This window comes from Actinospica sp. (assembly GCF_035552695.1).
GTDB lineage: Bacteria > Actinomycetota > Actinomycetes > Streptomycetales > Catenulisporaceae > Actinospica.
In genome coordinates this window covers 14,862-38,567 of record NZ_DASZKT010000083.1, presented here as the reverse complement: position 1 = coordinate 38,567, position 23,706 = coordinate 14,862, and the positions used below count along the sequence as shown (strand labels likewise).

18 protein-coding genes are annotated in these 23,706 nt (G+C 70.3%); 4 read left to right on the top strand and 14 right to left on the bottom strand.

What is annotated here, in order from left to right; translation table 11 throughout:
* Nucleotides 1-48: 48 nt before the first annotated feature.
* From VG296_RS10985 to paaN, 9 genes are all read right to left on the bottom strand, one after another.
* Nucleotides 49-633 carry a DUF2087 domain-containing protein gene (locus VG296_RS10985; RefSeq protein ID WP_325565544.1) on the bottom strand — a complete coding sequence of 195 codons (585 nt, stop codon included), beginning with the start codon at nt 631-633 and terminating at the stop codon, nt 49-51.
* Between the two features lie 53 nt (nt 634-686).
* Complete coding sequence (locus VG296_RS10980) at nt 687-3,107, bottom strand: beta-glucosidase (RefSeq protein ID WP_325565543.1); 2,421 nt, start codon at nt 3,105-3,107, stop codon at nt 687-689.
* A 103-nt stretch (nt 3,108-3,210) separates the two neighbouring features.
* Nucleotides 3,211-4,872, bottom strand: a complete 1,662-nt coding sequence (locus VG296_RS10975; protein WP_325565542.1) for an ABC transporter substrate-binding protein — start codon at nt 4,870-4,872, stop codon at nt 3,211-3,213.
* A 44-nt stretch (nt 4,873-4,916) separates the two neighbouring features.
* Complete coding sequence (locus VG296_RS10970; protein WP_325565541.1) at nt 4,917-5,954, bottom strand: ABC transporter ATP-binding protein; 1,038 nt, start codon at nt 5,952-5,954, stop codon at nt 4,917-4,919.
* Nucleotides 5,951-7,006 (bottom strand): ABC transporter ATP-binding protein, encoded by a 1,056-nt coding sequence (locus VG296_RS10965; protein WP_325565540.1) that lies wholly within the window; start codon nt 7,004-7,006, stop codon nt 5,951-5,953. Before VG296_RS10965 ends, VG296_RS10970 begins: the two co-directional genes overlap by 4 nt.
* Entirely contained in the window at nt 7,003-7,968 is a 966-nt protein-coding gene (locus VG296_RS10960) for an ABC transporter permease (protein ID WP_325565539.1), read from the bottom strand. The genes VG296_RS10965 and VG296_RS10960 overlap by 4 nt, the downstream gene beginning before the upstream one ends.
* Before the next feature lie 3 nt (nt 7,969-7,971).
* On the bottom strand, nt 7,972-8,958 hold the full coding sequence (locus tag VG296_RS10955) for an ABC transporter permease (protein ID WP_349259521.1): 987 nt from the start codon (nt 8,956-8,958) through the stop codon (nt 7,972-7,974).
* A 109-nt stretch (nt 8,959-9,067) separates the two neighbouring features.
* Entirely contained in the window at nt 9,068-10,156 is a 1,089-nt protein-coding gene (locus VG296_RS10950; RefSeq protein WP_325565537.1) for a LacI family DNA-binding transcriptional regulator, read from the bottom strand.
* 395 nt (nt 10,157-10,551) lie between these two features.
* Nucleotides 10,552-12,228: a phenylacetic acid degradation protein PaaN gene (paaN, locus tag VG296_RS10945; protein WP_325565536.1), complete on the bottom strand. Its 1,677-nt coding sequence runs from the start codon at nt 12,226-12,228 to the stop codon at nt 10,552-10,554.
* A gap of 133 nt (nt 12,229-12,361) precedes the next feature.
* On the opposite strand from paaN, the gene VG296_RS10940 reads away from it, so the two are divergent.
* The gene (locus VG296_RS10940) at nt 12,362-12,949 is read left to right on the top strand and encodes a TetR/AcrR family transcriptional regulator (protein WP_325565535.1); all 588 of its coding nucleotides are present in this window, start codon (nt 12,362-12,364) and stop codon (nt 12,947-12,949) included.
* A 62-nt stretch (nt 12,950-13,011) separates the two neighbouring features.
* On the opposite strand, the gene VG296_RS10935 is transcribed toward VG296_RS10940, so the two are convergent.
* Nucleotides 13,012-15,135 (bottom strand): LCP family protein, encoded by a 2,124-nt coding sequence (locus VG296_RS10935; protein ID WP_325565534.1) that lies wholly within the window; start codon nt 15,133-15,135, stop codon nt 13,012-13,014.
* 356 nt (nt 15,136-15,491) lie between these two features.
* On the opposite strand from VG296_RS10935, the gene pdhA reads away from it, so the two are divergent.
* On the top strand, nt 15,492-16,625 hold the full coding sequence (pdhA, locus tag VG296_RS10930; protein WP_414641083.1) for a pyruvate dehydrogenase (acetyl-transferring) E1 component subunit alpha: 1,134 nt from the start codon (nt 15,492-15,494) through the stop codon (nt 16,623-16,625).
* Nucleotides 16,626-16,675: 50 nt separating this feature from the next.
* Nucleotides 16,676-17,638, top strand: coding sequence for an alpha-ketoacid dehydrogenase subunit beta (locus VG296_RS10925; protein ID WP_349259522.1), 963 nt, complete (start codon nt 16,676-16,678; stop codon nt 17,636-17,638).
* Between the two features lies 1 nt (nt 17,639).
* Here VG296_RS10925 and VG296_RS10920 read toward each other — a convergent pair whose 3' ends face one another.
* From VG296_RS10920 to VG296_RS10910, 3 genes are read right to left on the bottom strand one after another with little or no spacing between them, the layout of a single operon-like run.
* Complete coding sequence (locus VG296_RS10920; protein ID WP_325565531.1) at nt 17,640-18,437, bottom strand: MBL fold metallo-hydrolase; 798 nt, start codon at nt 18,435-18,437, stop codon at nt 17,640-17,642.
* A 15-nt stretch (nt 18,438-18,452) separates the two neighbouring features.
* On the bottom strand, nt 18,453-20,438 hold the full coding sequence (locus VG296_RS10915) for a DUF5919 domain-containing protein (RefSeq protein WP_325565530.1): 1,986 nt from the start codon (nt 20,436-20,438) through the stop codon (nt 18,453-18,455).
* Between the two features lie 45 nt (nt 20,439-20,483).
* Nucleotides 20,484-22,082, bottom strand: a complete 1,599-nt coding sequence (locus VG296_RS10910) for a Rieske 2Fe-2S domain-containing protein (protein ID WP_325565529.1) — start codon at nt 22,080-22,082, stop codon at nt 20,484-20,486.
* A gap of 181 nt (nt 22,083-22,263) precedes the next feature.
* Between VG296_RS10910 and VG296_RS10905 the strand changes: the two genes are divergently transcribed.
* Nucleotides 22,264-23,232 carry an LLM class F420-dependent oxidoreductase gene (locus VG296_RS10905; protein WP_325565528.1) on the top strand — a complete coding sequence of 323 codons (969 nt, stop codon included), beginning with the start codon at nt 22,264-22,266 and terminating at the stop codon, nt 23,230-23,232.
* Nucleotide 23,233: 1 nt separating this feature from the next.
* Here VG296_RS10905 and VG296_RS10900 read toward each other — a convergent pair whose 3' ends face one another.
* Nucleotides 23,234-23,617, bottom strand: coding sequence for a hypothetical protein (locus VG296_RS10900; protein WP_325565527.1), 384 nt, complete (start codon nt 23,615-23,617; stop codon nt 23,234-23,236).
* Between the last annotated feature and the right edge of the window lie 89 nt (nt 23,618-23,706).

Genomic DNA, 23,706 nt, shown 5'->3' with positions numbered 1-23,706 from the left:
TCGACTCACTGTTTCAACCGCGAACAACGTACGCCCCCGCCGTTCGGTTCAGACATCCACAGTCCCGCCGGAACGCCAATAGAAGCCGTCCTCGCGGGAAAGGAACGCCGAGTCGATCAGATAGCGGCGCAGCGCGGCGAAGTCCGGGTACAGGTCGCGCAGCATCATGTTCACCTCGGCCTCCGCGTACCGGGTGCCGGGCTCGAAGGCCTGCGCGATCTCCTCGAGCACGATCTGCCGCTTGCCGAACTTCTCCGGCAGGTACACGAGCTTGCCGTCGCGGAAGCAGTTGAGCAGCACGGAGAGCCGCGCCGGGTCGGTGGTCGAGAAGGCCTTCGCCGCCGCCTCGTCGCGCTTGCGGTTGAGCTCGCCGAGTGTGCTGCGGAACACGTCCGGGGCGGCCAGGAAGCGCTCCTCGCCCGCGTGCCTGGCCAGCCCGACCGCGGTCAGATTGGCGAGTGCGCGCCGCGCCTCGGCCTGGCTCACGGCCGTCGCCTGCGCCACCTGAGCGGCTGTCAGCCCCTCGGCCGGCTCGGCGAGCACCAGCGCCGAGAAGACCCGCAGCTTGGTGGTGTCGGCGAGCACGGCGACGAGTTGGCGCGGGTCGGGAATCCGCTGATCGATCTCCTCCATACCAGCGGAGCCTAGTTGACCTCGTCGCCAGGACGCAGGGGGATTATCCGCTCTCACCCCACCAGCAGTTCCCCGCGCAGCGGCAGTTCACGCGAGGACGGGCCGACCTTGACGAGGAACGCCCCGTCGGGCTGCGCCCACGCGTGCCGTGACTCGTCCCAGTGCGCGAACGCCCGCGCGGGCAGCGTCAGCCGGATCCGCGCGCGTTCGCCGGGCTTCGCGACCACCCGGCCGAACGCGGCGAGCGCGCTGACGCCGTCCACCGGCCTGGTCAGGTACACCTGCACGGTCTCCGTGCCCTGCCGCGGGCCGACGTTCCGCACGGTCACGCCGATCTCGACGTCCGCGCCCGCGTGCACCGGGCCGACCGGCAGCTGGACCTCCTCGTAGTCCCATTCGGTATAGCCGAGGCCGTGGCCGAAGGGATAGCGCGGGTCGATGCCGGTCCGCGCGTACGCCCGGTAGCCGACGCTCAGGCCCTCCTCGTACCGCAGGGCCCCCTCGTGCGGCTTCGCGATGCCCACCGGCACCAGCGGCTCGGTGCGCGGGATGCTCACCGGCAGCCGGCCGGTCGGTTCCTGATCGCCCGTCAGCACGTCGGCGAGCGCGAGGCCGAACTCCTGTCCCGGAAACCAGATCTGGAGGATCGCACTCACTCGTTCGGCCCACGGCATCAGCACCGGCATGCCGCTGTTGACCACCACGATGGTGCGCGGGCAGACGGCCGAGACCTCTTCGATGAGTGCGTCCTGGCGGCCCGGCAGCGCCAAGGTACTGCGGTCGTAGCCCTCGCTCTCCTCGCCCGGCGCCGGGCCGACGATGACTACGACGGCGTCCGCCTCACCGGCGGCCGCGAGCGCCTCGCCCATCAACTCCGGCGCGGTGCGAATGCGTTGCGCGGCCAGCCGGAACCGGACGAATCCGGGCTCGTAGTCGCCCGGCCTGCCGGTTGCCGTCAGCCGTACCCGCTGCCCGGCGCGCAGGTCGCGTTCGACGCCGGATTCGAAGGGCTGGGAGAAGACCTCCATCGGGTCGTTCACCTGCGGCGCGATGGTCTCGGTCGCGAGCTCGCCGTCGATGTCGAGGCGCAGTTCGCCGATGCCCGCGACGGCGAACCGGTAGCCGCCGTCCGCGGGGGCCGTGTACATCGTGCTCAGGGCCAGCTGCTTGGCGTTCGCGGCGACGCCTTCGGGCAGCGGGTCCCAGAACGTCAACTCGGAGTTCGGACGAATGCCCGAATAGACGAGTTCGTCGTCCTCGTCGTAGATCTCCAGCCGCGCGCCGGGTCCGCCGTCCACCGGATCCTCGGTGCACTCGGCATCGGGGCCCGAAGTGCGGTAGCTGTGCGCGCAGCCCTCCGCGACGGTGATGCTCACCCCGCCGCCCAAGGCCCCGCGCAGTCCCTCGAGCGGGCTCATGGTGACCGCTGGGCCCACCTCCGCGCTGCCCGCGCCCTGATACACCGGGTGTACCGCGTTCGGGCCGATCAAAGCGAGTTCCTTGATCTCCCTCGGCAGCGGCAACGCCTCGCCCACGTTGCGCAGCAGGGTGAACGAGCGCGCCGCCGCCTGGCGAACCACGTCGCGCCGCGCATGCGGCCCCTTGCGCACGTCCAGTGCGGGAGCGGGATCGCCGGGTGCGCCGACAGCGCCGCAGAATTCCGCCATTCGCAGGAGCCGCTCGACCTTGTCATCGATCAGCGACTCGGGGACCAGGCCAGCCTCCACCGCGTCGACCAGCGCCTGGCCCCACGGCCCGTCCGGACCCGGCATCACCAGGTCGAGGCCCGCCAACGCGGTCTGCACGGTCGCGCGCGCCGCGGACCAGTCGGAGAACACGACGCCCTGGAAACCCCACTCGTCCTTCAGGATCCGGGTCAGCAGCTCCTCGTGCTCGGTCATCGAGATTCCGTTCACGCGGTTGTACCCGGCCATCACCGCCGCGCATTCGGCGTCGGTGACGCAGGCCTCGAAGGGGACGAGATAGACCTCGCGCAGCGTCGCCTCGTCCGCCCGCACGTCCACCGTCCACCGCTCGACCTCGGAGTCGTTGCCCACGAAGTGCTTCACGGTCGTCGCCACGCCCTCGCTCTGCACCCCGCGCACGTACGCCGCCGCGATCCGCGCCGCGAGCACCGGATCCTCGCCGAAGGACTCGAAGCCGCGGCCGCCGTACGGCGTGCGGGCCAGGTTCACGGTCGGGGCGAGCAGCACGTCGATGCCCTTGGCCCGGGCCTCCCTGCCCATCTCCCTGGTGACCTGCTCGATCAACGCCGGATCCCAGGTCGCCGCGAGCGCGATCGGGGCGGGGAAGCTGGTGGACCGGTCCGCCGGGTCCATGTTCGTCCCGCGCACGCCCGCGGGCCCGTCCGAGGTGCGCAGGCCGCGCAGCCCGATCCGTGCCAGAGCGGGCAGTGTGAACGCGTCCGCCCCCGTCAGCAGGCCGATCTTCTCCGTCAGGGAAAGCTCTTCCACCCTCGGCTCCTTCACGTGGGTTGGGCAAAGGCGCGCGGCCCGCCCGCCGCCCGACAGGCGGGAGCGGGCGACGGACGGGCCGGGCGCGGTTACTCGTGGGCCTCTAGGAGACCGGGGTGAGGTGCAGGATCGTCACTTCCAGGAACGGGTCGTTCGGCCTCGGGTCGTTGAACGAGTTCGAGGACGTCGGCCAGCCGGTGAAGTGCTTGGTGCTGTACTCGTTCCAGCCCGCGCCGTAGAGCAGCACGGCGTCCGGGACGTCGGTCGCCATGGCATTGGCCACGATGCCGAGGTCCTTGGTGATCTCGGACTGGCTGTTGGTCGAGGCCCAGTCCTTCAGCGCCGCCTGCACGGTCGGGCTGTTGTACCGGCCGAGGTCGCCGTTCGCGGTCTGGCCGATCGGCGCCGAGGTGGAGTAGTCCAGCCAGGAGTCGTACTGGGTGTACGCGGTCGGGCCGCCCGAACCCCAGTGGATCGCGGCCTGGAAGGAGCCGGAGGCCAGGTCGGCGGCCCACTTGTCCGGGGTCACGCCGTTCACCGACACGTTGAAGCCGAGCGGGCCGAGCTGCGACTTGATGAGGTTCGCGTCCTCGTAGTAGTCGGTGTACGAGCTCGGATCCTCGATCGTGAAGGTGACCTGCTTGCCGCCCTTGGCCCAGATCCCGGAGGAGTCCTTGGCGTAGCCGGCGTTCTGCATGGCGGTTGCGACGCCGCTCGCGTTGGACGTGGCCTGGATGTCGTTCGCCAGGTTGCTCGGCACCTGGCTGGTGAAGTTCGGCAGCAGCAGGCCGCTGTCCGAGGTCGCCACCGGCTCGTAGCTCTGCTCACCCACCTGCGAGAGCTGGGTGCGGTTGATCGCGTCGCTCACGGCCTTGCGCACGGCCACGTCGTTGAACGGCGCGGTCTGCGTGTTGTAGACCATGATGACGGTGTTGGTCGCCGGGAACCAGTAGTGGTTGTTCTTGGAGTCCTTGTTGATGTAGGTCGTCTGGATGTTGGAGACGTCGTTGCCCGCCCAGTCGATCTGCCCGTTCTCCAGGGCCTGGTTGGCCGTGGTGTTCGAGGAGTACGCCGGAACGCTGATCTCCTTGACCTTCGGCGCCCCCTGCCAGTAGCTCGCGTTCGCCTTCAGCGTGTATCCCTGCGGGGCGAAGCGGTCCAGCGCGAACGGGCCGGTGCCGACGGGGTTCGGGTCGGTCCAGTGCGCCGGGTCGGACTGCGCCGACCAGACGTGCTGCGGCACGATGAAGACCTCGCCGGAGATGGCGTACAGGTTCGAGTACTCGGCCTGGCTGAAGGAGATCGTGGCGGTGTCGCCGCTGGCCGTGGCGCCGGTGATGGGCAGGCCGTAGCTGTTCAGGGCCTTGGTCTGCTGCATCAGCTGGAAGGTGTACGCGACGTCCTGCGCGGTGAACGCCTGGCCGTCGCTCCACTTCACGCCGCCGTGGATCTTGAACGAGATCGAGGTCCCGGTCGAGTTCCATGAATACGAGTCGGCGAGCCACGGCGCGTAGCTGTTGGCCGCGGTGATGTTCCACTGCAGCAGCGGCTCGTACACCAGGCCGGTGGTGTTCTCCGTGTCCCCGGTGCTGGTGGAGACGAACGGGTTGAAGTTGTCCGTGTAGTCGCCGACCGGGTTCGTCTCCAGCGTCAGCGTGGTCGACGCGCTGCCGGCGCTAGACGGCTTCGGGCTGCTCCCGCAGGCCGTCAGCCCCAGGGTCAGGGCGCCGAGCGCGGCCGCCCCGGCTATGATTCTTCGTGACATCTCTCGCACTCCTCTGTGTGTTGATGTCAACCTAGGTAATGTGTTCAGGCTGCCCCCGCCGTGCCAGCGGCGGGGGACGCTTGGGCGTTCTCGGTGTTCTCGTGCAGCCAGCAGGAGCTGGTGTGGGAGTCGCCGACGGACAGCGCCGGCGGGGTCTCGACCTTGCACTTCGCCATCGCGAAGGGGCAGCGGGGGTGGAAGCGGCAGCCCGTCGGCGGATGGATCAGGCTCGGCGGGGAGCCGGCCCCGGCCAGCCGCGGCGCGCCGTCCCGATCCGGGTCCGGAACCGCGGAGAGCAGCAGCTGCGTATAAGGATGCTGTGGCGAGTCGGCGATCGTGACCGCGGGCCCGGACTCCACCACGCGGCCGGCGTACATCACCGTGATCGTGTCCGCGAGATAGCGCGCCGAGGCGAGGTCGTGGGTGACGTACAGGATGGCCAGCTGCTCGCGATCGCGCAGGTCGGCCAGCAGGTTCAGCACGCCGAGCCGGATGGACACGTCGAGCATGGACACCGGCTCGTCCGCCAGCAGCACCTTGGGGCGCACCGCCAACGCGCGCGCGATCGCAACACGCTGACGCTGGCCGCCGGACAGCTCGTGCGGCATCTTCTCGATGAACTGGTCCGATGGCGTGAGCGCGACGCGTTCCAGCAGGGCCTTGACGGCGTCGTCCTGCGACTTGCCGTCCGCGGTGCCGTGGATCTTCAGCGGACGGCCGAGGATGTAGCGCAGGCCGTGCACGGGATTCAGCGACGCGAACGGATCCTGCAGCACGAGCTGTACCTCGCTCGCGTACGCGCGTCCGGCCGGGAGGGCGTCGCCGCCCTCCCACAGCAGCTCGCCGCCGGTCAGCGACGTACGACGTGCCAGCAGCCTGGCCAGCGTGGTCTTCCCGGAACCGGACTCGCCGACCACGGCGGTGACCGTGCCGCGGCGCAGCGAGACGCTCACGTCCTCGACCGCGTGCACCTTCGCCCCGCGCAGCGCCCAGCCGCGGCGCACCGGGAAGTGCTTGACGAGATTCTTCGCTTCCAGAACCGGAGTCCCGGCGGTCTCGGTCGTCTCGGTGGTCGCGGTCACAGCGTGCTCCCGATCTTCGGGGCCCTCATCAGGGACTCAGGGGCCTGGTGTCCGTCCGTGTGCAGCAGGCAGGAGGCGCTGCGCGGCTCGGCAGGCTCCCAGCTGATCGGCAGCAATGCGGGGGCCTGCGTCTCGCAGGCGTCCATCGCGTAGCCGCAGCGCGGGTGGAAGGGGCAGCCGCTCGGCAGATTGCGCAGGTCAGGCGGCGATCCCGGGATGCCGGTCATCGTCGTGCGCTCGCCGTGCAGGCCGGGGAAGGAGCCGAGCAGGCCCTCGGTGTACGGATGCCGCGGGTTCCGGAACAACGTCTCGGCGGGGGCGTGCTCGACGATCCGGCCCGCGTACATCACCGCGATCGTGTCCGCGAGCTCCACCAGCAGCGACAGGTCGTGCGTGATGAACAGGACGGCGAAGCCGAGCCGTTCGCGCAGTTCGCCGAGCTCCTGCAGGATCTCGCGCTGGGTGACGACGTCGAGCGCGGTGGTCGGCTCGTCCATGATCAGGACTCTGGGTTCCAGGGCCAGCGCCATCGCGATCATCACGCGCTGCCGCATGCCGCCGGACAGCTCGTGCGGATAGCTGCGCAGCCGGTCCTCGGTGATGCCCACCATGTCCAGCAGTTCGGCCGCCCGCTGCCGCCGCTCGCGGCGGCCGAGCTCCTTGCTGTGCGCCCGCAGCACGTCGGTGAGCTGGACGCCGATCGTGAACACCGGGTTGAGCGAGTTCATCGCGCTCTGGAAGACCACTGATATCTGCGACCAGCGCAGTTCCCTGATCTGCTCGGCGTCCAGGTCGAACAGGTCCTGCGCGCCGTCCCTGCCGTGGAAGAGCGCGGAACCCGCGGTGATCACGCCGGGTTCGCGCAGCAGCCGGGTGACGGCGTAGGCCAGCGTGGACTTGCCGCTGCCGGACTCGCCGGCCAGGCCGAGCACCTCGCCGCGGCGCAGGGTGAGCGAGGCGTTGTCCACCGCGTGCACCGCGTCGGGCCCGAACCCGTAGTCCACACTCAGCCCGGAGATTTCCAAGATCGGCTCGCTCGCAAGCCCGTTCACACTGTCTCCTCGATGATCTCCGCCGGGCTGGTGACGACGACCGCGGCGGTCGGCCGCAGGACCGGCGTCAGGCCGAGCGTGCTACGGCGGGTTACGCCCGCTGCGCGCAGGCCCCTGCGGGTGAGCCCGGCGGCCTTCAAGCGCGGATTGATGAACTCGTCGATGCCGAAGTTGAGCAGCGCCAACGACGTGCCGAGCAGCGCGACGGCAACGCCGGGCGCGGCGAACCAGACCCAGGCCCCTGATGCCGCCGCCTGGTCGCCCTGCGCCCAGAAGAGCATCGAGCCCCAGCTCCACGGCGTGTTCACGTCCACCGCGCCGACGAACGTGAGCGCCACGTACGTGCCCATCGCGTAAAGCGTGGTGAACAGGAAGGACGAGGCGACGACCGGCACGAGGTTGGGCACGATCTCGAACGTGATGATCCGCCAGGACCGCTCGCCGACGATGCCCGCCGCGTCCACGAAGTCCCGCTTGCGCAGCGAGAGCGTCTGCGAGCGCAGCACGCGTGCCCCCCACGCCCAGCCGGTGAGGCTGATGATGCCCGCCATCAGCGCCGTGGACGACTTGCCGCCGGCCGGCAGGTAGCTGTTGATCACGATCAGGAAGGGCAGCGCCGGGAGCACCAGGAAGATGTTCGCCAGCATCGACAGGAAGTTGTCCGCGAGCCCGCCGAAGTAGCCCGCCGCCACGCCGATGATCACCGACAGCACGGTCGCGATCACCCCGGACAGGAAGGAGACGACCAGGATCGCGCGGTCCCCGCTGAGGAACTGCGACCAGACGTCGTAACCCTCCTGCGTGGTGCCGAACCAGTGCGCCGAACTGGGCCCCAGCCAGGGCTTTCCGGCGATCTGCAGCGCGGGGTACGGCGCGAGCGTCGGCCCGAAGACCGCCAGGAAGACGAAGACCGCCAACAGGATCAGCCCGGCGAGCGTCTTTCGGTTTCGCAGGATGCGCATGGCTCAGGCCTCCTGTCGGGTGCGCGGGTCGAGCAGCACGTAGACCGTGTCGGCGAGCAGGTTCGCCGCCAGCACGGCGAAGGTGATGATCAGGAAGATGCCCTGGATCAGCGGATAGTCCTCGGACTGCACCGCGCTCAGCAGCAGGCTGCCGATGCCCTGATAGGAGAAGACGAGCTCGGTGAGCAAGGAGCCTGCGACGACGAAGCTCAGGGCGTTGGCGAAGCTGGAGATGCTCGGCAGCACCGCGTTGCGCGCCGCGTAGTAGATCACCCGGCTCTTCGGCAGCCCCTTGGCCTGCGCGACCAGGACGTAGTCCTCGTCCATGGTGGTGACCATCATGTTGCGCATGCCCACGATCCAGCCCGCGACCGAGGCGAGCACGATGGTGAGGGCGGGCAGGATCGCGTGGCTCACGGCGCTGCCGATGAACCCCGGATTCCAGCCGATGACGTAGTTGTTGGTGTCGTAGCTCTTGAAGTCCGAGTTGGGGAACACGTGCGCCTTCTCAGCGAACAGATACAGCAGCACGGTCGCCAGGAAGAAGTACGGGATCGCCTGGAAGAACGTGGTGACCGGCAGGATGTTGTCGAGCACCGAGCCGCGCCGCCAGCCGACGAGGGCGCCGATCAGCGTGCCGAGCACGAAGCTGATGACGGTCGCCGTTCCGACCAGGATCACCGTCCACCACAGGGCGCTGCCGATGGTCTGCGCGACCGTGGATGGATACTTCGATATGGATAGGCCCAAATTCCCCTGCAGCAACTGGCCCCAGTAGTGCCAGTACTGCGCCCACAATCCCTGCCCGGTGCCCACGCCGAACTGGGCCTTGAGAGCCTCGACCGAACGCTGGTCGAGTTGCCCGCCCGCACTCGCGATCATCGTCTCGACCGGGTTGCCGGGCATCATGTGCGGGAGGAAGAAGTTCACGGACACCGCCACGTAAGCGGTTACCGCGTAGAACATGAGTCGTCTTACGAGCACGTACACGAACTGGCTCCCGTCGCCGGTGACTGTTGCCGGTGATGCTTTGCGAAAGGTCCTGGGGGTGCTGTGAGGTGCTGGGGGATGCTTGCGGAGTGCTGTGGGAAGCTGTGGGTTACGACAGTCCTCGGCCGCCGGCGTTCTGCGGCACACAGCCGCAACTGCCCCGCAGGACGAGCTCGACGGGCAGCGTCAGCTGCCGCTGCTCGGGCTTCTTCCCGTCGATCATCGAGTAGAGGGCGTCGAAGGCCGCCGTGCCCATCTGCTGCACCGGTTGGCGCACCGTGGTCAGCGGCGGACTCGTGTGCCGGGCCAGCGGGATGTCGTCGAACCCGGTGACGAGGACGTCCTCCGGGATGCCGTAGCCGCGCTCGCGCAGCGCGTACACCGCGCCGAGCGCCGACTGGTCGTTGGCGCAGGCGATCGCGTCCGGCAGCGTTCCGCCGCCGTCCAGCAGATTCCTGATGACGCGCGCGCCGCCGTTCGCGCTGTACTCGCCCTCCCAGGCCGGACCGAGCAGAGCGGTCACGCCGTGCGCCGCCGCCGTCTCCTGTACGGCCTTGGCGCGCATCACGCTGTCCGGGCTGTCGGCGTGGCCGGAGAGGAACGCGATCGTGCGCGCGTCGTGCACCTCGATCAGGTGCTGGACGAGCTCGCGCATGCCGGTTGCGTTGTCTCCCACAACATTCACGCTCGCCCGCGTCGGCGTCCCCGCGAGGGTGACCACCGGCAGCCGGTCCGCCAGCCGCACGATCGCGGCCGGGGTCAGCACCCGGTCGTGCAGCAGGATTCCGTCGCTCTTACCGGCGAGGCTGTGCAGCCGGGCCACCGGCAGATGGTCGTGCACGTCCACGGAACTCATCAGCAGATCGAAGTTCCGCCGCCGCGCCGCGACCTCGATGCCGCGGTTCATCACGTCCACGAACGCGAGGTTCTCCGCCTCGGACTCGAAGACCGGCTCGTCCGCGCTGTCCAGCCACATCTGCCGGTAGACGACCGCGACGACCTCCTTGAGCCTGCTGGACAGCGCCCGCGCCGCCCCGTCCGGAACGAAGCCGAGTTCCGCGACCGCCTGCAGCACCCGTTCCCGGGTCTCCGGCCGCGGCGTCGTGTGCCCGTTCAGCACGCGCGAGACCGAGGCGATCGACACGCCGGCGCGCTGCGCCACGTCGTAGATCGTCAGTGCCTGGTCCTTCGCCTTCATGCCGCCAGAACCCCATCCGCCTCGTCGCGAACCAATGAGAAACCACCGCGAAACCACTGCGAACCACCTGATACCCACCCGAGTAAGCGCTTGCGTAAGCGCTTACTCGAAGGCGTCGCGGATGAACGTACCGCCCCCCGCCGGTTCCTACAAGTCCTCCGAGACAACAAAATCGGACGGCGAGAAGCCGATCCGGACGGTCGCCTTGCGGCTCGCGGTGGGTGTTCGGCCCTGCCTACGGCGACCCCTGGGGGTGGGCGGGCTGAGTATTCGGGCCGAACGTAGGCCCGGTGCGTAGCGAGGAACGAGCGCGGCACCGGGCCGTGGGTAGGGCCGAACGCGAACCGCGGGCCGTGCTGCGAAGCCCGACCGGCGACTCCGCCGACCCCGCCGGCCTACGCCGGGCGGCGGGACTGGATGAAGCGGAAGCGGCCGGCGACGAAGGCGTGGTCGGCGTAGGTGGCGTTGGCGGCGGGGTTGGCGCCGGTGCCGTGGTAGTCGGAGAAGGCGGCGGACTGGTTGACGTAGATGGGGCCGACGAGGTTGATCGACAGGTTGGCGCCCGCGTCCCAGGTCGCCTCCTCGGCGGCGGCGATGACGTCCTCGGAGGTCGAGTAGACGGCGGCGGTCAGTGCGCCGTGGGCCTTCACGGAGTCGCGGTAGACGTTGATCGAGTCCTGCGTCGAGTCCGTCGAGATGATGAACGAGATGGGGCCGAACCACTCGTGCGTGTAGACGTCGGCGTCGGTCGCGTCCACGGCGGCGATCAGCGGGGTGCGGACGGTCGCGTCGGGGAATTCGGGGTGGGTGACGGTGCGTGTGGCGAGGACGGTCTTGCCGACGTTCGCGGCGCGGTCCAGGCGCTCGAGGATGAAGGGGTTGACGACGGCGCCGAGGATGGCGGTGGCGCGGGCGTCGTCGCCGAGCAGCTTCTCGACGGCTCCGGCGAGGTCGGCGGCGAAGTCGTCCGGGGACTTGAGTTCGTCGCCCACCCGGATACCGGTGCGGGGGACGAGGATGTTCTGCGGGGTGGTGCACATCTGCGCGGTGTAGAGCGAGAGTGAGAAGGCCAGGTGGCCGAGCGCCGCCTTGTACTCGTCCTCCCGGAACGAGTCGACGATGATCGTGTTGATGCCCGCCTTCTCGGTGTACACCTGCGCCTGCCGCGCGTTCGCCTCGAGCCAGTCGCCGAACTCGTTCGAACCGGTGAAGTCGATGATCCGCACCTCGGGGCGCAGCGCGAGCGTCTTCGCGAGGCCCTCGTCCTTCGCCTCGGGGGCGAGCGCGACGAGGTCCGGCGGGAAGCCCGCCTCGGCCAGCACCTCGCGGGCGATCTCGACGGTCAGCGCGAGCGGCGCGACGGCGAAGGGGTGCGGCTTGACCAGCACCGCGTTGCCGGTGACCAGCGAGGCGAACAGGCCCGGGTAGCCGTTCCAGGTCGGGAAGGTGTTGCAGCCCACCACGAGCGCTACGCCGCGCGGGGCCGCGATCCACTTCTTCGCCAGCCGGGTGGGCTCGCCGCGGCCGCTCGGCTTCTCCCACACCGCCTTGTCCGGGTGCGCGTTGAGCGCGGAGTAGCCGTACGCGACGGCCTCGAGGCCGCGGTCCTGCGCGTTCGGGCCGGCCGCCTGAAAGGCCATCATGTACGCCTGGCCGGTGGTGTGCATCGCGGTGAGCGCGACCTCGAAGCTGCGCGCGTTGAGCCGGTCCAGGATCTCGATGCAAACGGCCGCCCGGGCTTCGCCGCCCGTGTCGCGCCACGCCGGGAGCGCCGCCTGCATCGCGGGCAGCAGCACGTCCGGGTCGACGTGCTCGTAGCCGATGCCGAGTTCGAACCCGTAGGGGGAGATCTCGCCGCCGACGGTCGTCCCGTCCGCGCCGGCCTCGCCCAGCGACCACGTCGTGCCCCGGCGCGCCTCGAACGCGGCCTGCGCCTGCTCCTTGGCCTCGGCGGGATAGGCCTTGGCGTTCTCCGGGAAGCGGGTGTAGTACTCCCGGGAGCGGATCGCGCCGAGCGCCGCGTCCAGGGTCGGACGGTGCCGGGCGATGAGTTCGTCGACGGTGGCGGTCATCTGGGCTCCTCGTGCTGGGTCGGCAGGCGAAGAATCGTTGCTTCGAGCCAGACTAACCGACCGTTCGGTAGGATCGAAGCGGACCTTGTGTGCGGAAGCGCACAGCGGCGCCCCGAGTGAGGGAGTTTCCCACGTGGCAGTGGCCAAGCGCGCGGATCGGCACACCCCCGAATCGCTGTTGGCCGTGGCGGTGGACGTGTTCAACGTGCGCGGCTACGACGGCACCTCGATGGAGGACCTGGCCAAGGCGGCCGGAATCACCAAGTCCTCGATCTACCACCACGTGTCCGGCAAGGAGGAGCTGCTCCGCCTCGCCGTCTCACGCGCGCTCGACGGCCTGTTCGGGGTCCTCGCCGAGCCCGGCGCCACCGAGGGCGCGGCGGTGGACCGGTTCGCCCACGTCATCCGGCGCGAGTGCCTGGTGCTGGTCGACATGCTGCCGTACGTGACGCTGCTGCTCAGGGTGCGCGGCAACACCGCGACCGAGCGCGAGGCCCTCGAACTGCGCCGCGAGTTCGACCACCGGGTGGCCGAACTCGCCGCGGCGGCCATCGCCGACGGGGACCTCCGCGCCGACCTCGACCCGCGGCTGACCGCGCGCCTCGTCTTCGGCCTGGTCAACTCGATGGTGGAGTGGTACCGGCCCGGCGGCCCCGACTCCGGGCCCGAGGTCGCCGACGCCCTCGCCTCGCTCGTCCTGGACGGTCTCCGCCCGCGCTGACCGCGGGTCCCGGGACGGCTCGGCGCTGCCCGGCACGCCGTCAGCCGTCGGCGATCCGCGGCCTACTTGTACGCCATCGAGAGGTTGCCGCTCTCCACCGGGATGCACTCGTTGGCCGAACCGCTGGCGAAGCTCTCGTGCGAGTCGGCCGGGGCCGAGGCGGCGCCGCTGGTGTTGACGGACGGGGTGGCGACGGACGCGGCGGCGGTGAGCTTGGTGCCGCTCGTGAAGTCCTGGCCGATGAAGACGCTCACGCCCTTCCAGGACGTGGTCGCCGACACCTCCGAGGTCGAGATGCCCAGCGCCGCGGCGACGGCGTCGGCGTCGGCCTGGGTGACCTCGTTCGGGTCGTAGGTGACCTGGCTGGACGAGACCGACTGCGCGTTGCCGGAGGAGACGGAGTTGGAGAAGCCGCCGGAGATCAGCGCCTGCTTGATCGTCGTCGCCCGGCCGCTGACGCCGTCCGCGTTGTAGACGTTCACCGGGACCTGGGACTTGGTCACGCTCGCCGCGGAGGACGTGCTGGCCGCGGCCGTGGGCGAGGAGGCCGCCGTGGTCTTCGCCGCGCCGGACGAGGACTTGCTCGACGAGGTGCTGGTGAACGAGGTGGAGTCCTGGAGCGCCGCGAACACCGACTTGGCCGCCGAGGAGGGGATCACCCGGCTCTGGTTGTTCGGGTCGTACTCCCAGGGCATCGTCAGCATCGTGATGTTGTTCGTCGGCACCCGGTTCAGGCTCTCGACCAGGCCCTCGAGGTTGGTCAGGCCCGTGTAGTTGTCGCTCACGGTCATCGAGCCCGCGGCGGCCTGGCCTATCGAGATCAGCGTGTTGAGGTCGGTGAAGTTCATGCTCTTGCGCAGCGTCTGGATCAGCTGGGCGAGGAAGTAGTGCGTCGCCTGCTCGCGGCCGAGGTCCGAGCCGTCGAAGAAGGAGTCGCGGGTGCGCAGGAACTCCAGTGCCTGCTGGCCCTTGATGACGCTGTCGCCGGCGGCCAGGTTCAGGCCCGAGTTCTTGTCGCTCACGGACTTCGTCACGCAGACGGGCACGCCGCCGAGCGCGTTGGACATCGTGACGATGCCGCTGAAGTCGAACAGCATGTAGCCGGTGAGGGTGATCCCGGTCAGCGCGTGCACGGCGGCGACCTGGCACTCCGGGCCGTCCTGCAGTGCCGAGTTGATCTGGTAGGTGGTGTACGCGCCGGTCAGCGAGGTGGTGCCGTTGCTGACCGAGCATTGCGGCAGGGAGGCGACGGTGTCGCGCGGGATGGACAGGATCGTCGCGTCGGTGCCCTCCGCCGAGACGTGCAGGATCATCTCCGAGTCGGCGTTGGCGCCGGGGTTCTGGCCGTTCTTGATGCAGTCGCCGCCGAGCTTGCAGTCCGAGGCGGAGTTGCGGGTGTCCGAGCCCATCAGCAGGATGTTCTGCGCGACGTGGCCGTACGGGTCGGCGGGCAGCGAGGCCTGGGTCATGCCGCTGGGCATCAGCGCCGTGTGCTTGATCGAGCCGACGGTGGTCTGGTAGATGTACACGCCGAATCCGGCCGCGGCGAGCACGACCAGGCCCATGCCCAGCGCGCCCCACTTCGTGGCCTGCTTCACCTTCGACTTCGGCCGGTTGGCCAGCTCCTGCTGCTTCGCCCACGCGTGCTGGGCCCGGCCGTTCGGGTCCACCTCGTCGAGGTCGAGGTCGTCGTTGACATGGCTCGGACCGGTCGACGCGCTCGTCTGGCGGCCCGGCCCGGTGCCCGCGGCGGCCCCGCGGCGGCGCCGGCTGCGGCCGCCGCCGGCCAGCTCCTCGTCGTAGTCGGGCTCGTCGGCGCCCGGTGCGCTCCACACCTCGGCGCGGTCCCGCGGCTCCTCGTCCCAGGGCTGCGCGGGCCGCGGCCTGGGCACGCCGCGGCTGTCAGGGTACTGACCGCCCTGCGGCTGCCGCGGCGGGGCCTGCCCGTAGCCGGGCGCCTGGCCCGGACCCTGCGGGTTCTGATACGGGCCTGGGCCCTGCCGCCGGCCCTGGCCGCCCTGCCCCTGCCCGTGACCCTGGCCCTGCCCCTGCGGGCCCGGACCGTACGGCTGCTGCCGCTGTCCCTGCGGCGGGCGCTGGCCGTAGCCGGGCGGCTGCTGCGGCGGCGCGTACGGGTCGTACCTCGGGTCGTCATCCCCGGGATACCAGCTCCGCCCGTCGCTCATGCAGACCGACTCCCTCTCCTGCCTTGCCGAACCGATTGATCGATTGTCTGCCTTATCCCGACTCCATCGTCGCCCAATCGGTTGCAGTTCCGGCGACCGCATTGTCGCAAGTTCGCTCCATCTCTCTGCCCAAAAGCCCTTGAACCAGCGGAGAACGGGCGCTCCGCGATCATCGGGCCGGGGCGAAAGCCCGATGGCAAGGTCTGATCGGACGGGGGTTCACCAGCGGGGGGTGTCCGAACTCTGGACAATTCACGGGGCCCGCGGCCAGACTGGGAGCACAACCTACCGACCGTCCGGTCGGGAAATGGGCACCCGCTGGATCAGCCGATGGAGACCCCATGACGCTGTTGGAACTGTCCGCGCGAGACCGGGAGGGTGCGACGGCGACCGCCGTTCGGCCCGCCTGGGACAGTGAGCCTCTGCGCTACCTGGACGAGCACGGGGCGCCCGTGGAGGGCGGAATTCGTCCGACCCCGGACACACTCGATCCGCGAACGCTGCTGCGCGGATACCGGGCGCTGCGCTTCGCCCGCGCGTTCGACACCGAGGCGACGAACCTGGTGATGCAGGGCAGGCTCGCGGTCTACCCGTCCTGCCGCGGCCAGGAGGCGTGCGAGGTCGCCGCCGTGCACGCGCTGACGGAACAGGACTGGCTGCTGCCCACCTACCGCGACTCGGCGGCCCTGGTGCTGCGCGGGATCCCGGCCGTGGACGCGCTGACCCTGCTGCGCGGCGCCTGGCATTGCGGCTACGACCCCAAGCAGTGGCGCACGATGCCGCAGTGCACGCCGCTCGCGACGCAGGGCCCGCATGCGGTCGGACTCGGCCTGGCGGCGAAGCTGTCCGGGGACGCGTCCGTGGCGCTGTGCTTCTTCGGGGACGGCGCGACCAGCGAGGGCGACTTCCACGAGGCCTGCAACAGCGCCGCCGTCTATCAGGCCCCTGTCGTGTTCCTGGTGCAGAACAACCAGTACGCCATCTCGGTTCCGCTGCACAAGCAGACACACGCGACGAGCCTCGCGGACAAGGCCATCGGCTACGGGATGCCCGGACTCCGGGTGGACGGCAACGACCTGATCGCGCTGGGCGCGGTGCTCGCCGAGGCCGTGGACCGGGCACGCGCCGGCGGCGGACCGACGCTGATCGAGGCGGTCACCTACCGGCTGCAGGCCCACACCAACGCCGACGACGCGGCCCGCTACCGGCAGTCGGCCGAGGTCGAGTACTGGAAGCGGCGCGACCCTATCGAGCGGCTCGGCCGGTACCTCACGGCCACCGGCGCGCTCGACGCGACCGTGGAGGCCGAGATCGACGAGGAGTGCGAGCGGTACTGCGAGCGGATGCGCACGCGGTTCGCCGAGGAGCCCGCTTACCACCCGGACGAGATGTTCGAGCACGTATTCGCCGAGCCGACGCCGCAGCTGTTGGCGCAGCGGGAGATGATCCGCGCGGAGTACGGCTCGGGTGTTGAGGGGGCGGCGAAGTGAGCGCGGCGAGCTCGGACGCGGCGGTCTCCGCCCCCGCGGCCCCGCTGACCATGGCCAAGGCGATCAACGCCGCGCTGTCCGACGCGATGGCCGAGGACGACAAGGTGGTCGTGTTCGGCGAGGACGTCGGCGCGCTCGGCGGCGTGTTCCGGGTGACCGACGGCCTGACCGCGAAGTTCGGCGAGGAGCGCTGCTTCGACACGCCGCTGGCCGAGGCCTCGATCATGGGCACCGCGATCGGCATGGCTGTCTACGGCTTCAAGCCGGTCGTCGAGATGCAGTTCGACGCCTTCGCCTACCCCGCCTTCGAGCAGGTCTTCAGCCACCTCGCCAAGATGCGCAACCGCACCCGCGGCGCCGTGTCCGTCCCGGTCGTCGTGCGCATCCCGTACGGCGGCGGCATCGGCGGCGTGGAGCACCACAGCGACAGTTCCGAGTCCTACTTCGCGCACACGCCCGGCCTGCACGTCGTCACCCCGTCCACCGTCGAGGACGCCTACAGCCTGCTGCGCGAGGCGATCGACTCGCCGGACCCGGTGATCTTCTTCGAGCCGAAGCGGCTGTACTGGGGCAAGGCGAACGTCGCGCTTCCGGTGCACACGGGCCGGATCGGCACCGCGGCCGTGCGCCGGCAGGGCACGCACGCGACGCTGGTGTGCTACGGCCAGACCGTCCCGGTCTGCATGGCGGCGGCCGAGCGGGCGGCGCAGGAGGGCATCGAGCTCGAGGTGCTCGATCTGCGCAGCCTCGTTCCGCTGGACGACGCGGCGATCGAGCGCAGCGTGGGCAGGACCGGCCGCGCGATCGTCGTGCACGAGAGCGTCGGCTTCGGCGGTTTCGGCGCGGAGCTCGCGGCCAGGATCGCGGAACGCTGCTTCTATCAGCTGGAGGCCCCGGTCACCCGCGTCGCGGGCCTCGATGTGCCGTTCCCGCCGCCCAAGTACGAGCACTGGTATCTGCCCGACGCCGACCGCGTGCTCGACGCGGTCGACCGGGCCATGTCAGCGGGCTGAATCAGCGCAGGTTCACCCAGGTGCCGTGGTCCACGGACCGCAGCACGCTGGTGAGCCCGGCCTCCTCGAAGGCGAGTTCGAGATCGGCCCTGCCCTCGGAGAAGTGCGCCCAGCCGTCGTAGTGCGCCGGAAGGACGACCGGCGCGTCGAGTACGGCGGCTGCCGCGGCGGCTCGGCGGCTGTCCAGCGAGAGCGGACGGCCGCCGTGCTTGACCAGGACGCGCGCCGCGCCCGCGTGCAGGACTGCCGCGTCGATCCGCGGCACACGGCGGGAGATCTCGGCGACGGTGCGGATCGAGGCGTTGTCGCCGCTGACGTAGACCGTCGGCAGACCCTCGCCGGACAGCACGAAGCCGACGACCTCACAGTTGACGAAGCCGTCGGCCTCGCGCTCGGCGTCCTCGGGACCGTGCACGGCGGGAACCGCGAGCACGGTCAGCTCGCCGTTCCCGTCCGGCCGGGCGATCGTGTGGCTGGACCAGGGCTTCAGCCCGACGGCGTGCGCACCCAGCCGCGGCGCGGAGCTGTCGGTGGTGAGCACCAGCGGGGCCTCGAGGGTGAACGCGCGGCCGCGGGTGTCCAGATTGTCAGGGTGCTGATCATGGCTGACCAGCACGACGTCCACCGCGCCGAGCTCGGCGGCGTCGACCAGCGGGTCGCTCAGCTTCGTGAGATAGCCGCTCGGCCCCGCGTCGTCGAACGTCGGGTCGGAGACGATGCGCAGACCGCCGAGGTCGATCACCGCCGTCGGGCCGCCGAGGACGGTCGCGGCGCATTCCTGCCTGTCAAGCGAAACCATGTCCGTGTCCCCATCTCATTCCACTCGGTCGAGCGCACGCACCGGAACGCCCGGATCGGCCGCCGCGTAGAGGCGCGCGAACGCGTCCCAGACCGGGATGTTCTCCTCGCGGTTGAGCGGCTCGCTCAGCCAGAACTGCGCGCCGGGGACCTCCTCTATCCAGGCGTGCACGGCGTGGCTGGACGAGGCGTGTGCGGCGACGAGCTCCTCGATGCGCGCGGAGGCGACGTACCAGGTGCTGCCGACCTGCCAGGCGCGGACCAGGAGCCGCTCACCCTGCACCATCGTGCCCTGGCTGCGCAGGATGAGGTAGCGCAGGCCGTCCAGGGGGCGGGCGCGGGTCCACAACTGCTCGAACTGGCCGACGGCGTAGACGCCGAGCTCGGAATGGCGCTCGGTCTCCAGCTGCGAGGTCATCGACGAGCGCCTGCGATAGGGCAGGAAGCCGACCACGACGCGGTCGTCGATCTGGTGGACGCTGATCTCGGGGAGCTGGTCGTAAAGACGAACCCTGAGCCGGTCGGGGTCGATGCCCTGGGACGGCAGCTGGGCCGCGAGGTGGCGCAGGCGCTGGATGTTCCGCTCGACCATCTGGTCGAAGTGCGTGTCGCGGATCTCCTTCGCGCGTTCCTTCGCGGCGGAGGTCGTCGGGGCGAGCAGCAGGATCTTGATCGTGGCGCCGTTCGACATCGACTGGAGCGCGGCCTGGACGAACGCCTCGGCGCCGGTCGGGTCGCCGTCCTGGCCGATGAGGATGGAACTGGTGTCGAGGATGCGCACGCTGCGTTCGGCCTCGCCGAGCCATTCGAGGATCTTCGTGGTCGGCAGCCGGTCGAAGTCGAGGGTGCGGCCGCGCGGCGCGGGCTGGCTGGCCGAGGGCCACATCAGGTAGAAGTGCGGCTCGCGGCGGCGCTCGGCGGAGTACTTGCGGTCGTGCTGCTCGAGCAGCTGCCGATGCAGGGTGGAGTCCGTGGGGACGGGCTCGGCCTCGTGCTCGGTTCCGTCGTGTTCGCCGAGCCAGAAGTGCTGGTCCGGCTTGGCGGCCAGGGCCTGGTCGATGCGGTTGGAGATGTAGTAGGTCTCGTCGCCGAGTTCCAGGTACCGCACCCACATCGGTTCGGTGCCCTCGACGGGGGAGAGCCGGATCGGGGCCAGCCGGCGCACCGAACGCGATTCCTCCCAGAGTTCCTCGTACTTCTCCAGGATCTGCAGGCCGGTGAGCGAGCCGGCGTTGATCTCCAGCTGCGGCGCGTCGTGGGCGAACTGGTAGGCGGGCAGCAGCGCGAAAAGCAGGGTGTTGTCGCGCTGGTAGAGCGTGAAGGGCGCGGCGACGGAGTACAGCCGCAGTTCGAAGGTGCCGACCGGGGCGACCGGTGCCGCGTCGGCCGGCGCCGGCGGGGTCGCGGTGTACACGCCGGTGTCCTCGCTGTCGCCGAGCACCGGGATCGGGTTGGGCGCGCCGAGCTGCCGCAGGTCCGTGGCGAGCTGCTGCTCCATCGTGCCGAGCGCGGAGATGTTGTTGTGGATCTGCCCGTCGATCGACAGCCCGGGATACGACGCCTCCAGCTGCTCCTGGCGCAGCCGGGACGCGTCGGTGGCCGGACTCATCAGCAGCACCTTGACGTGCACGCCGCGCAGCACGGCGGCGTGCAGCGCGGGCAGCGAGCGCAGGCCGTTGGTCGAGTCGAACAGCCCCGAGTACGTGTCGAGCACCCGGATCTCCTGCTCGGCCTGCACGATCCGCCGCGCGAACAGCCGGAAGTCCAGGTGCGCGTGCTGCCGGATCTGCACCGCGGCGCGGGAGACGATCGGTTCGATCATCAGAAGGATGATCATGCCGCCGATCATGTCGCCGGCCGAGTTCAGCAGCAGGTTCGGCCAGAAGCCGTGGGTGAACCCGGTGACCACGGCGCCCACCGCGAGCCCGAGGATCAGCAGCGCGAGCGCGCTGAAGCCGACCAGTTTCGGCTTGCGGGTGTACCAACGGCTCAGCCGGAGCATCCAGCCGAACGGAACCAAGGATCGTCCCCTCGTTGTGCGGAGGCGCTACCCCTGCTCGGCCTCCGGGATCCGCGGGTACTGCTCGTCCGCGCCGTCCGTGGACGCGGGCCTGGTCACCAGCTTGCGGTCGTCGCTGGTCAGGCAACGGCCATTATCGATGTCGAACTCCCAGCCGTGCAAGGCGCAGGTGAGCACGCCGTCCTCGACTGTACCGAAACGAGTGAGGTCCGCCTTCAGATGCGGGCAGTGCCGCTGCACCACGTGCTCGCCGGCCAGCGCGAAGTCCTCGACGCCGGCGGACTCCGCGTAGTAGCCCTCGACGAAGGTCATGTGCTCGACCGAGAGGGACTTGAAGAAGGAGTAGACGTACTCGTTGAACGGCCCCTTGCGCGAGGCCTGGAAGCGGCAGGACAGGAAGAGCTCGTTCACCCAGTCGGGCGTGCGCTCGCGGACCAGCTTCTCGATCAGCGGCCGCTTGGCCCGGAACGAGTAGCGCACCTCCTCGCCCGCGTACGGCTTGATCTTGCGGTCAAGGAAGTCGAAGACGATCTCCTCGTCCGGGCCGCCGTCCACCGCCGCGACCTCCAGCAGGATCCGGCCGTTGAGCCCCGCGCAGGTGTGGTCCGCGGTCTCCAGCAGCGGCTGCACCCAGTCCTGCAGCCGGCCGACGAGGTCCGAGCGGTCCTGCGGCAGCGCGCGCAGGATGTCGTCGATGACCGGCTGGACCTTCTTCTTATAGTCCGTCAGATAGCCGCGCCGGTCGTCCCGGATCCTGGCCACCTCGCGCTCCGGGATCTGCTCGAGGCTCGCGCCGCCGTCCGCGGTCAGCTGCACGCTCGTGCCGGTCAGGAACAGGTGCGCCCGGTCGAAGTCCTGCTCCCGCAGATAGTCCAGGAACACGAACTGGTCGGGGAAGACGTTCGCCTCGTCCCGGTCGAAGTCGTTGAACTCCCACAGCTCGTCGTCCAGGAAGCAGGGCGGGCCGGCGAACGGGAAGACGTGCGCGGCCTGGTACTGCTCGATGTACTTCAGGGCGCGGGCCATGCCGTTGCGGCGCTTGCGGGTGCCGACGGTGTGCTTCATCCGCTCCGGGAAGTCGTAGACCATCGGGTACCAGATGGCGCCGGAGTACTGCAGGAAGTGCCCGTGCAGCGGGCCGAACTCCTCGATCGGGCCGGTCTCGACCGGCCGCGAGTCGTTCTGGTTGTAGATCCGCACCTCGCCGTCGTCCACGGCCAGGCCGGAGTCGCCGAGCGGCCCGTCGGTCGGCGAGACCAGCGCGTTGATCAGCACCCGCAGGCCGGAGTCCAGCGTCACGGCCTCGTTGTCGCGGGTCTGCACGAAGTGCTTGAAGCCCAGGTCCTCGAGCGCCTCGCGCAGGTCCGGCACCGCGTAGTCCGGCAGCAGCACGGTCGCGTTCTTGTTCATGTGCGCGGCCAGCCAGTCCGGGTCGAAATGGTCCCGGTGCAGGTGCGAGACGTACAGGTAGTCGGCGGCGCCGAGCGGGGCCGGGTCGATGACGGTGTTGTCCGGGAACGGCACCCAGGACCCGAAGTAGGCCGGGGTGAACCAGGGGTCGCACACGATGGACCCGGCTGCCGATTCGATGAACAGCCCGGCGTGGCCGATCGATGTGATACGCACTGCTCGCTCCTCGTGATGAAACGCTGACCTTCGGTAACGCCCGGGCCGGGGGCGCTCGCCCCAACCTATCGCGGACGCGGTCACTCCTTTCGTCACATGGTCACGAGCCGGTACGGTTTCGGCCAACACCCGATCGCGAATCCACGGCGATCCAGGGCCTGGGGAGGAAGGCACGGCGCCGATGCAGCAGGAGCAGGCGAACGGGAGCGGCGCCGGCCTCGGCGTGCTCGTCGGGGCCCGCGCGGACGGCGATCCCGCCGCGTCCGTGGCCCTGGCCAGGCTCGCGGACGGCCTCGGGTTCGGCGAGATCATGATCGGCGAAGCGACCGGCCACGACGCCTTCGCCCTCGGCTGCGCGCTCGGCGCGGGGCCGGCGAAGCTGTGCCTCGGGCCGCTGCCAGCCGCGGTGCGCGACCCGGTGACCACGGCCCGCGGCGCGGCCACCGTGGCGGCGCTGACCGGCCGGGCGACGGGCGTGGCGCTGGCCGCCTCGACCTCCACGGTGGTGGAGGACTGGCACGGCCGCTCCCGGTCCGACGCGGTGACGATCGTGGCCGAATCGGCCCAGGCGCTGCGCGGGCTGCTCGCGGGGGAGCCGGTGGACTACAACGGGGCGCTGGTGCGCACCAAGGGCTACGTCGGTTCGCTGCCGCCCTCGAACGCCCAGCTGTCGGTGCTGGCCTTCGGAGCCGAGCTGATCGAGGTGGCGGCCGCGCGCGCGGACCGGCTGATCCTGCCGATAGGCACCGTGGAGCACGTCTCCCGGCTGCGCGCCCGGGTGCATGCCGCGTCCGAGCGGGTGGGCCGCGCGGCGGCGCCGAAGATAGCACTGTGGCTGCCGGTGGCCGTCGAGCCGGACGCCGAGCAGCGCCGCACGCTGCTCCGCGACCTGGTGCCGTACCTGCGCTCGGCCGGGTTCAGCGGGATGTTCAGCGAGGCGGGCTTCGGCGAGCTGGTCCGGCTGGCCAGGTCGGGCGCGCACGTGCGCTCGGTGGTGGCGGCCGCGGCCCCGGAGCTGCTGGCCGCGGTCGCCGCGGTGGGCGACGTGGCGGCCGTGCGCGCGGTCCTCGGCGAGTTCCGGGCCGTCGGCGTGGACGATCTGATCCTGGTCCCGGACCGCCCGGAGACCCTCGAGGCGCTCGCCGCCTGACTCACTCCTCGCCCGCGGCGCTCTCCTGCCGGGGCTCGAGATGCCCGTTCGTCGCCCCCGGCGAGTCCTGCCGCGGCAGCTTATAAGTCCTCGAATAAGGCCGGTGCGACCGGGGTTCGGCCGCCGAGTAAGGCTGCTGCGGGTACGCGTCGTGCGTCCCCGGCTCGACCAGAGTGGTCCGCGCGGCCGAGCGCTTGGTCCGGGAACGCACCGGGGCCCGCGCCGCTTCGCCGCGCCGCCGCAGCTCCTCCTCCCGGTTCCCGCGCCGTACCGCGAGCACCGTGAGACCGAGCACCAGCAGTCCCGAGCCGAGCGCGCCCGCGCCCAGGATCAACCCGGTGGCCGCCGTACCGCTCAACGCGCTCTCAACGCCCAAGAAGTACACGGGTGGCCCCCCCTCTCGCGCTCGCGTTTCTCACTGAGGGTTCCCGGCCCGTGCGGCGGACAACCCCGTCGCCCATTCGTTCCCTCCGG

Bases quoted from the DNA above. Each gene is read 5' to 3' on its own strand.
- VG296_RS10985 (WP_325565544.1), bottom strand. From the start codon at position 633: ATGGAGGAGATCGATCAGCGGATTCCCGACCCGCGCCAACTCGTCGCC.
- VG296_RS10975 (WP_325565542.1), bottom strand. From the start codon at position 4,872: ATGTCACGAAGAATCATAGCCGGGGCGGCCGCGCTCGGCGCCCTGACC.
- VG296_RS10960 (WP_325565539.1), bottom strand. From the start codon at position 7,968: ATGCGCATCCTGCGAAACCGAAAGACGCTCGCCGGGCTGATCCTGTTG.
- VG296_RS10950 (WP_325565537.1), bottom strand. From the start codon at position 10,156: ATGAAGGCGAAGGACCAGGCACTGACGATCTACGACGTGGCGCAGCGC.
- paaN (WP_325565536.1), bottom strand. From the start codon at position 12,228: ATGACCGCCACCGTCGACGAACTCATCGCCCGGCACCGTCCGACCCTG.
- VG296_RS10935 (WP_325565534.1), bottom strand. From the start codon at position 15,135: ATGAGCGACGGGCGGAGCTGGTATCCCGGGGATGACGACCCGAGGTAC.
- VG296_RS10925 (WP_349259522.1), top strand. From the start codon at position 16,676: ATGGCCAAGGCGATCAACGCCGCGCTGTCCGACGCGATGGCCGAGGAC.
- VG296_RS10920 (WP_325565531.1), bottom strand. From the start codon at position 18,437: ATGGTTTCGCTTGACAGGCAGGAATGCGCCGCGACCGTCCTCGGCGGC.
- VG296_RS10915 (WP_325565530.1), bottom strand. From the start codon at position 20,438: ATGCTCCGGCTGAGCCGTTGGTACACCCGCAAGCCGAAACTGGTCGGC.
- VG296_RS10905 (WP_325565528.1), top strand. From the start codon at position 22,264: ATGCAGCAGGAGCAGGCGAACGGGAGCGGCGCCGGCCTCGGCGTGCTC.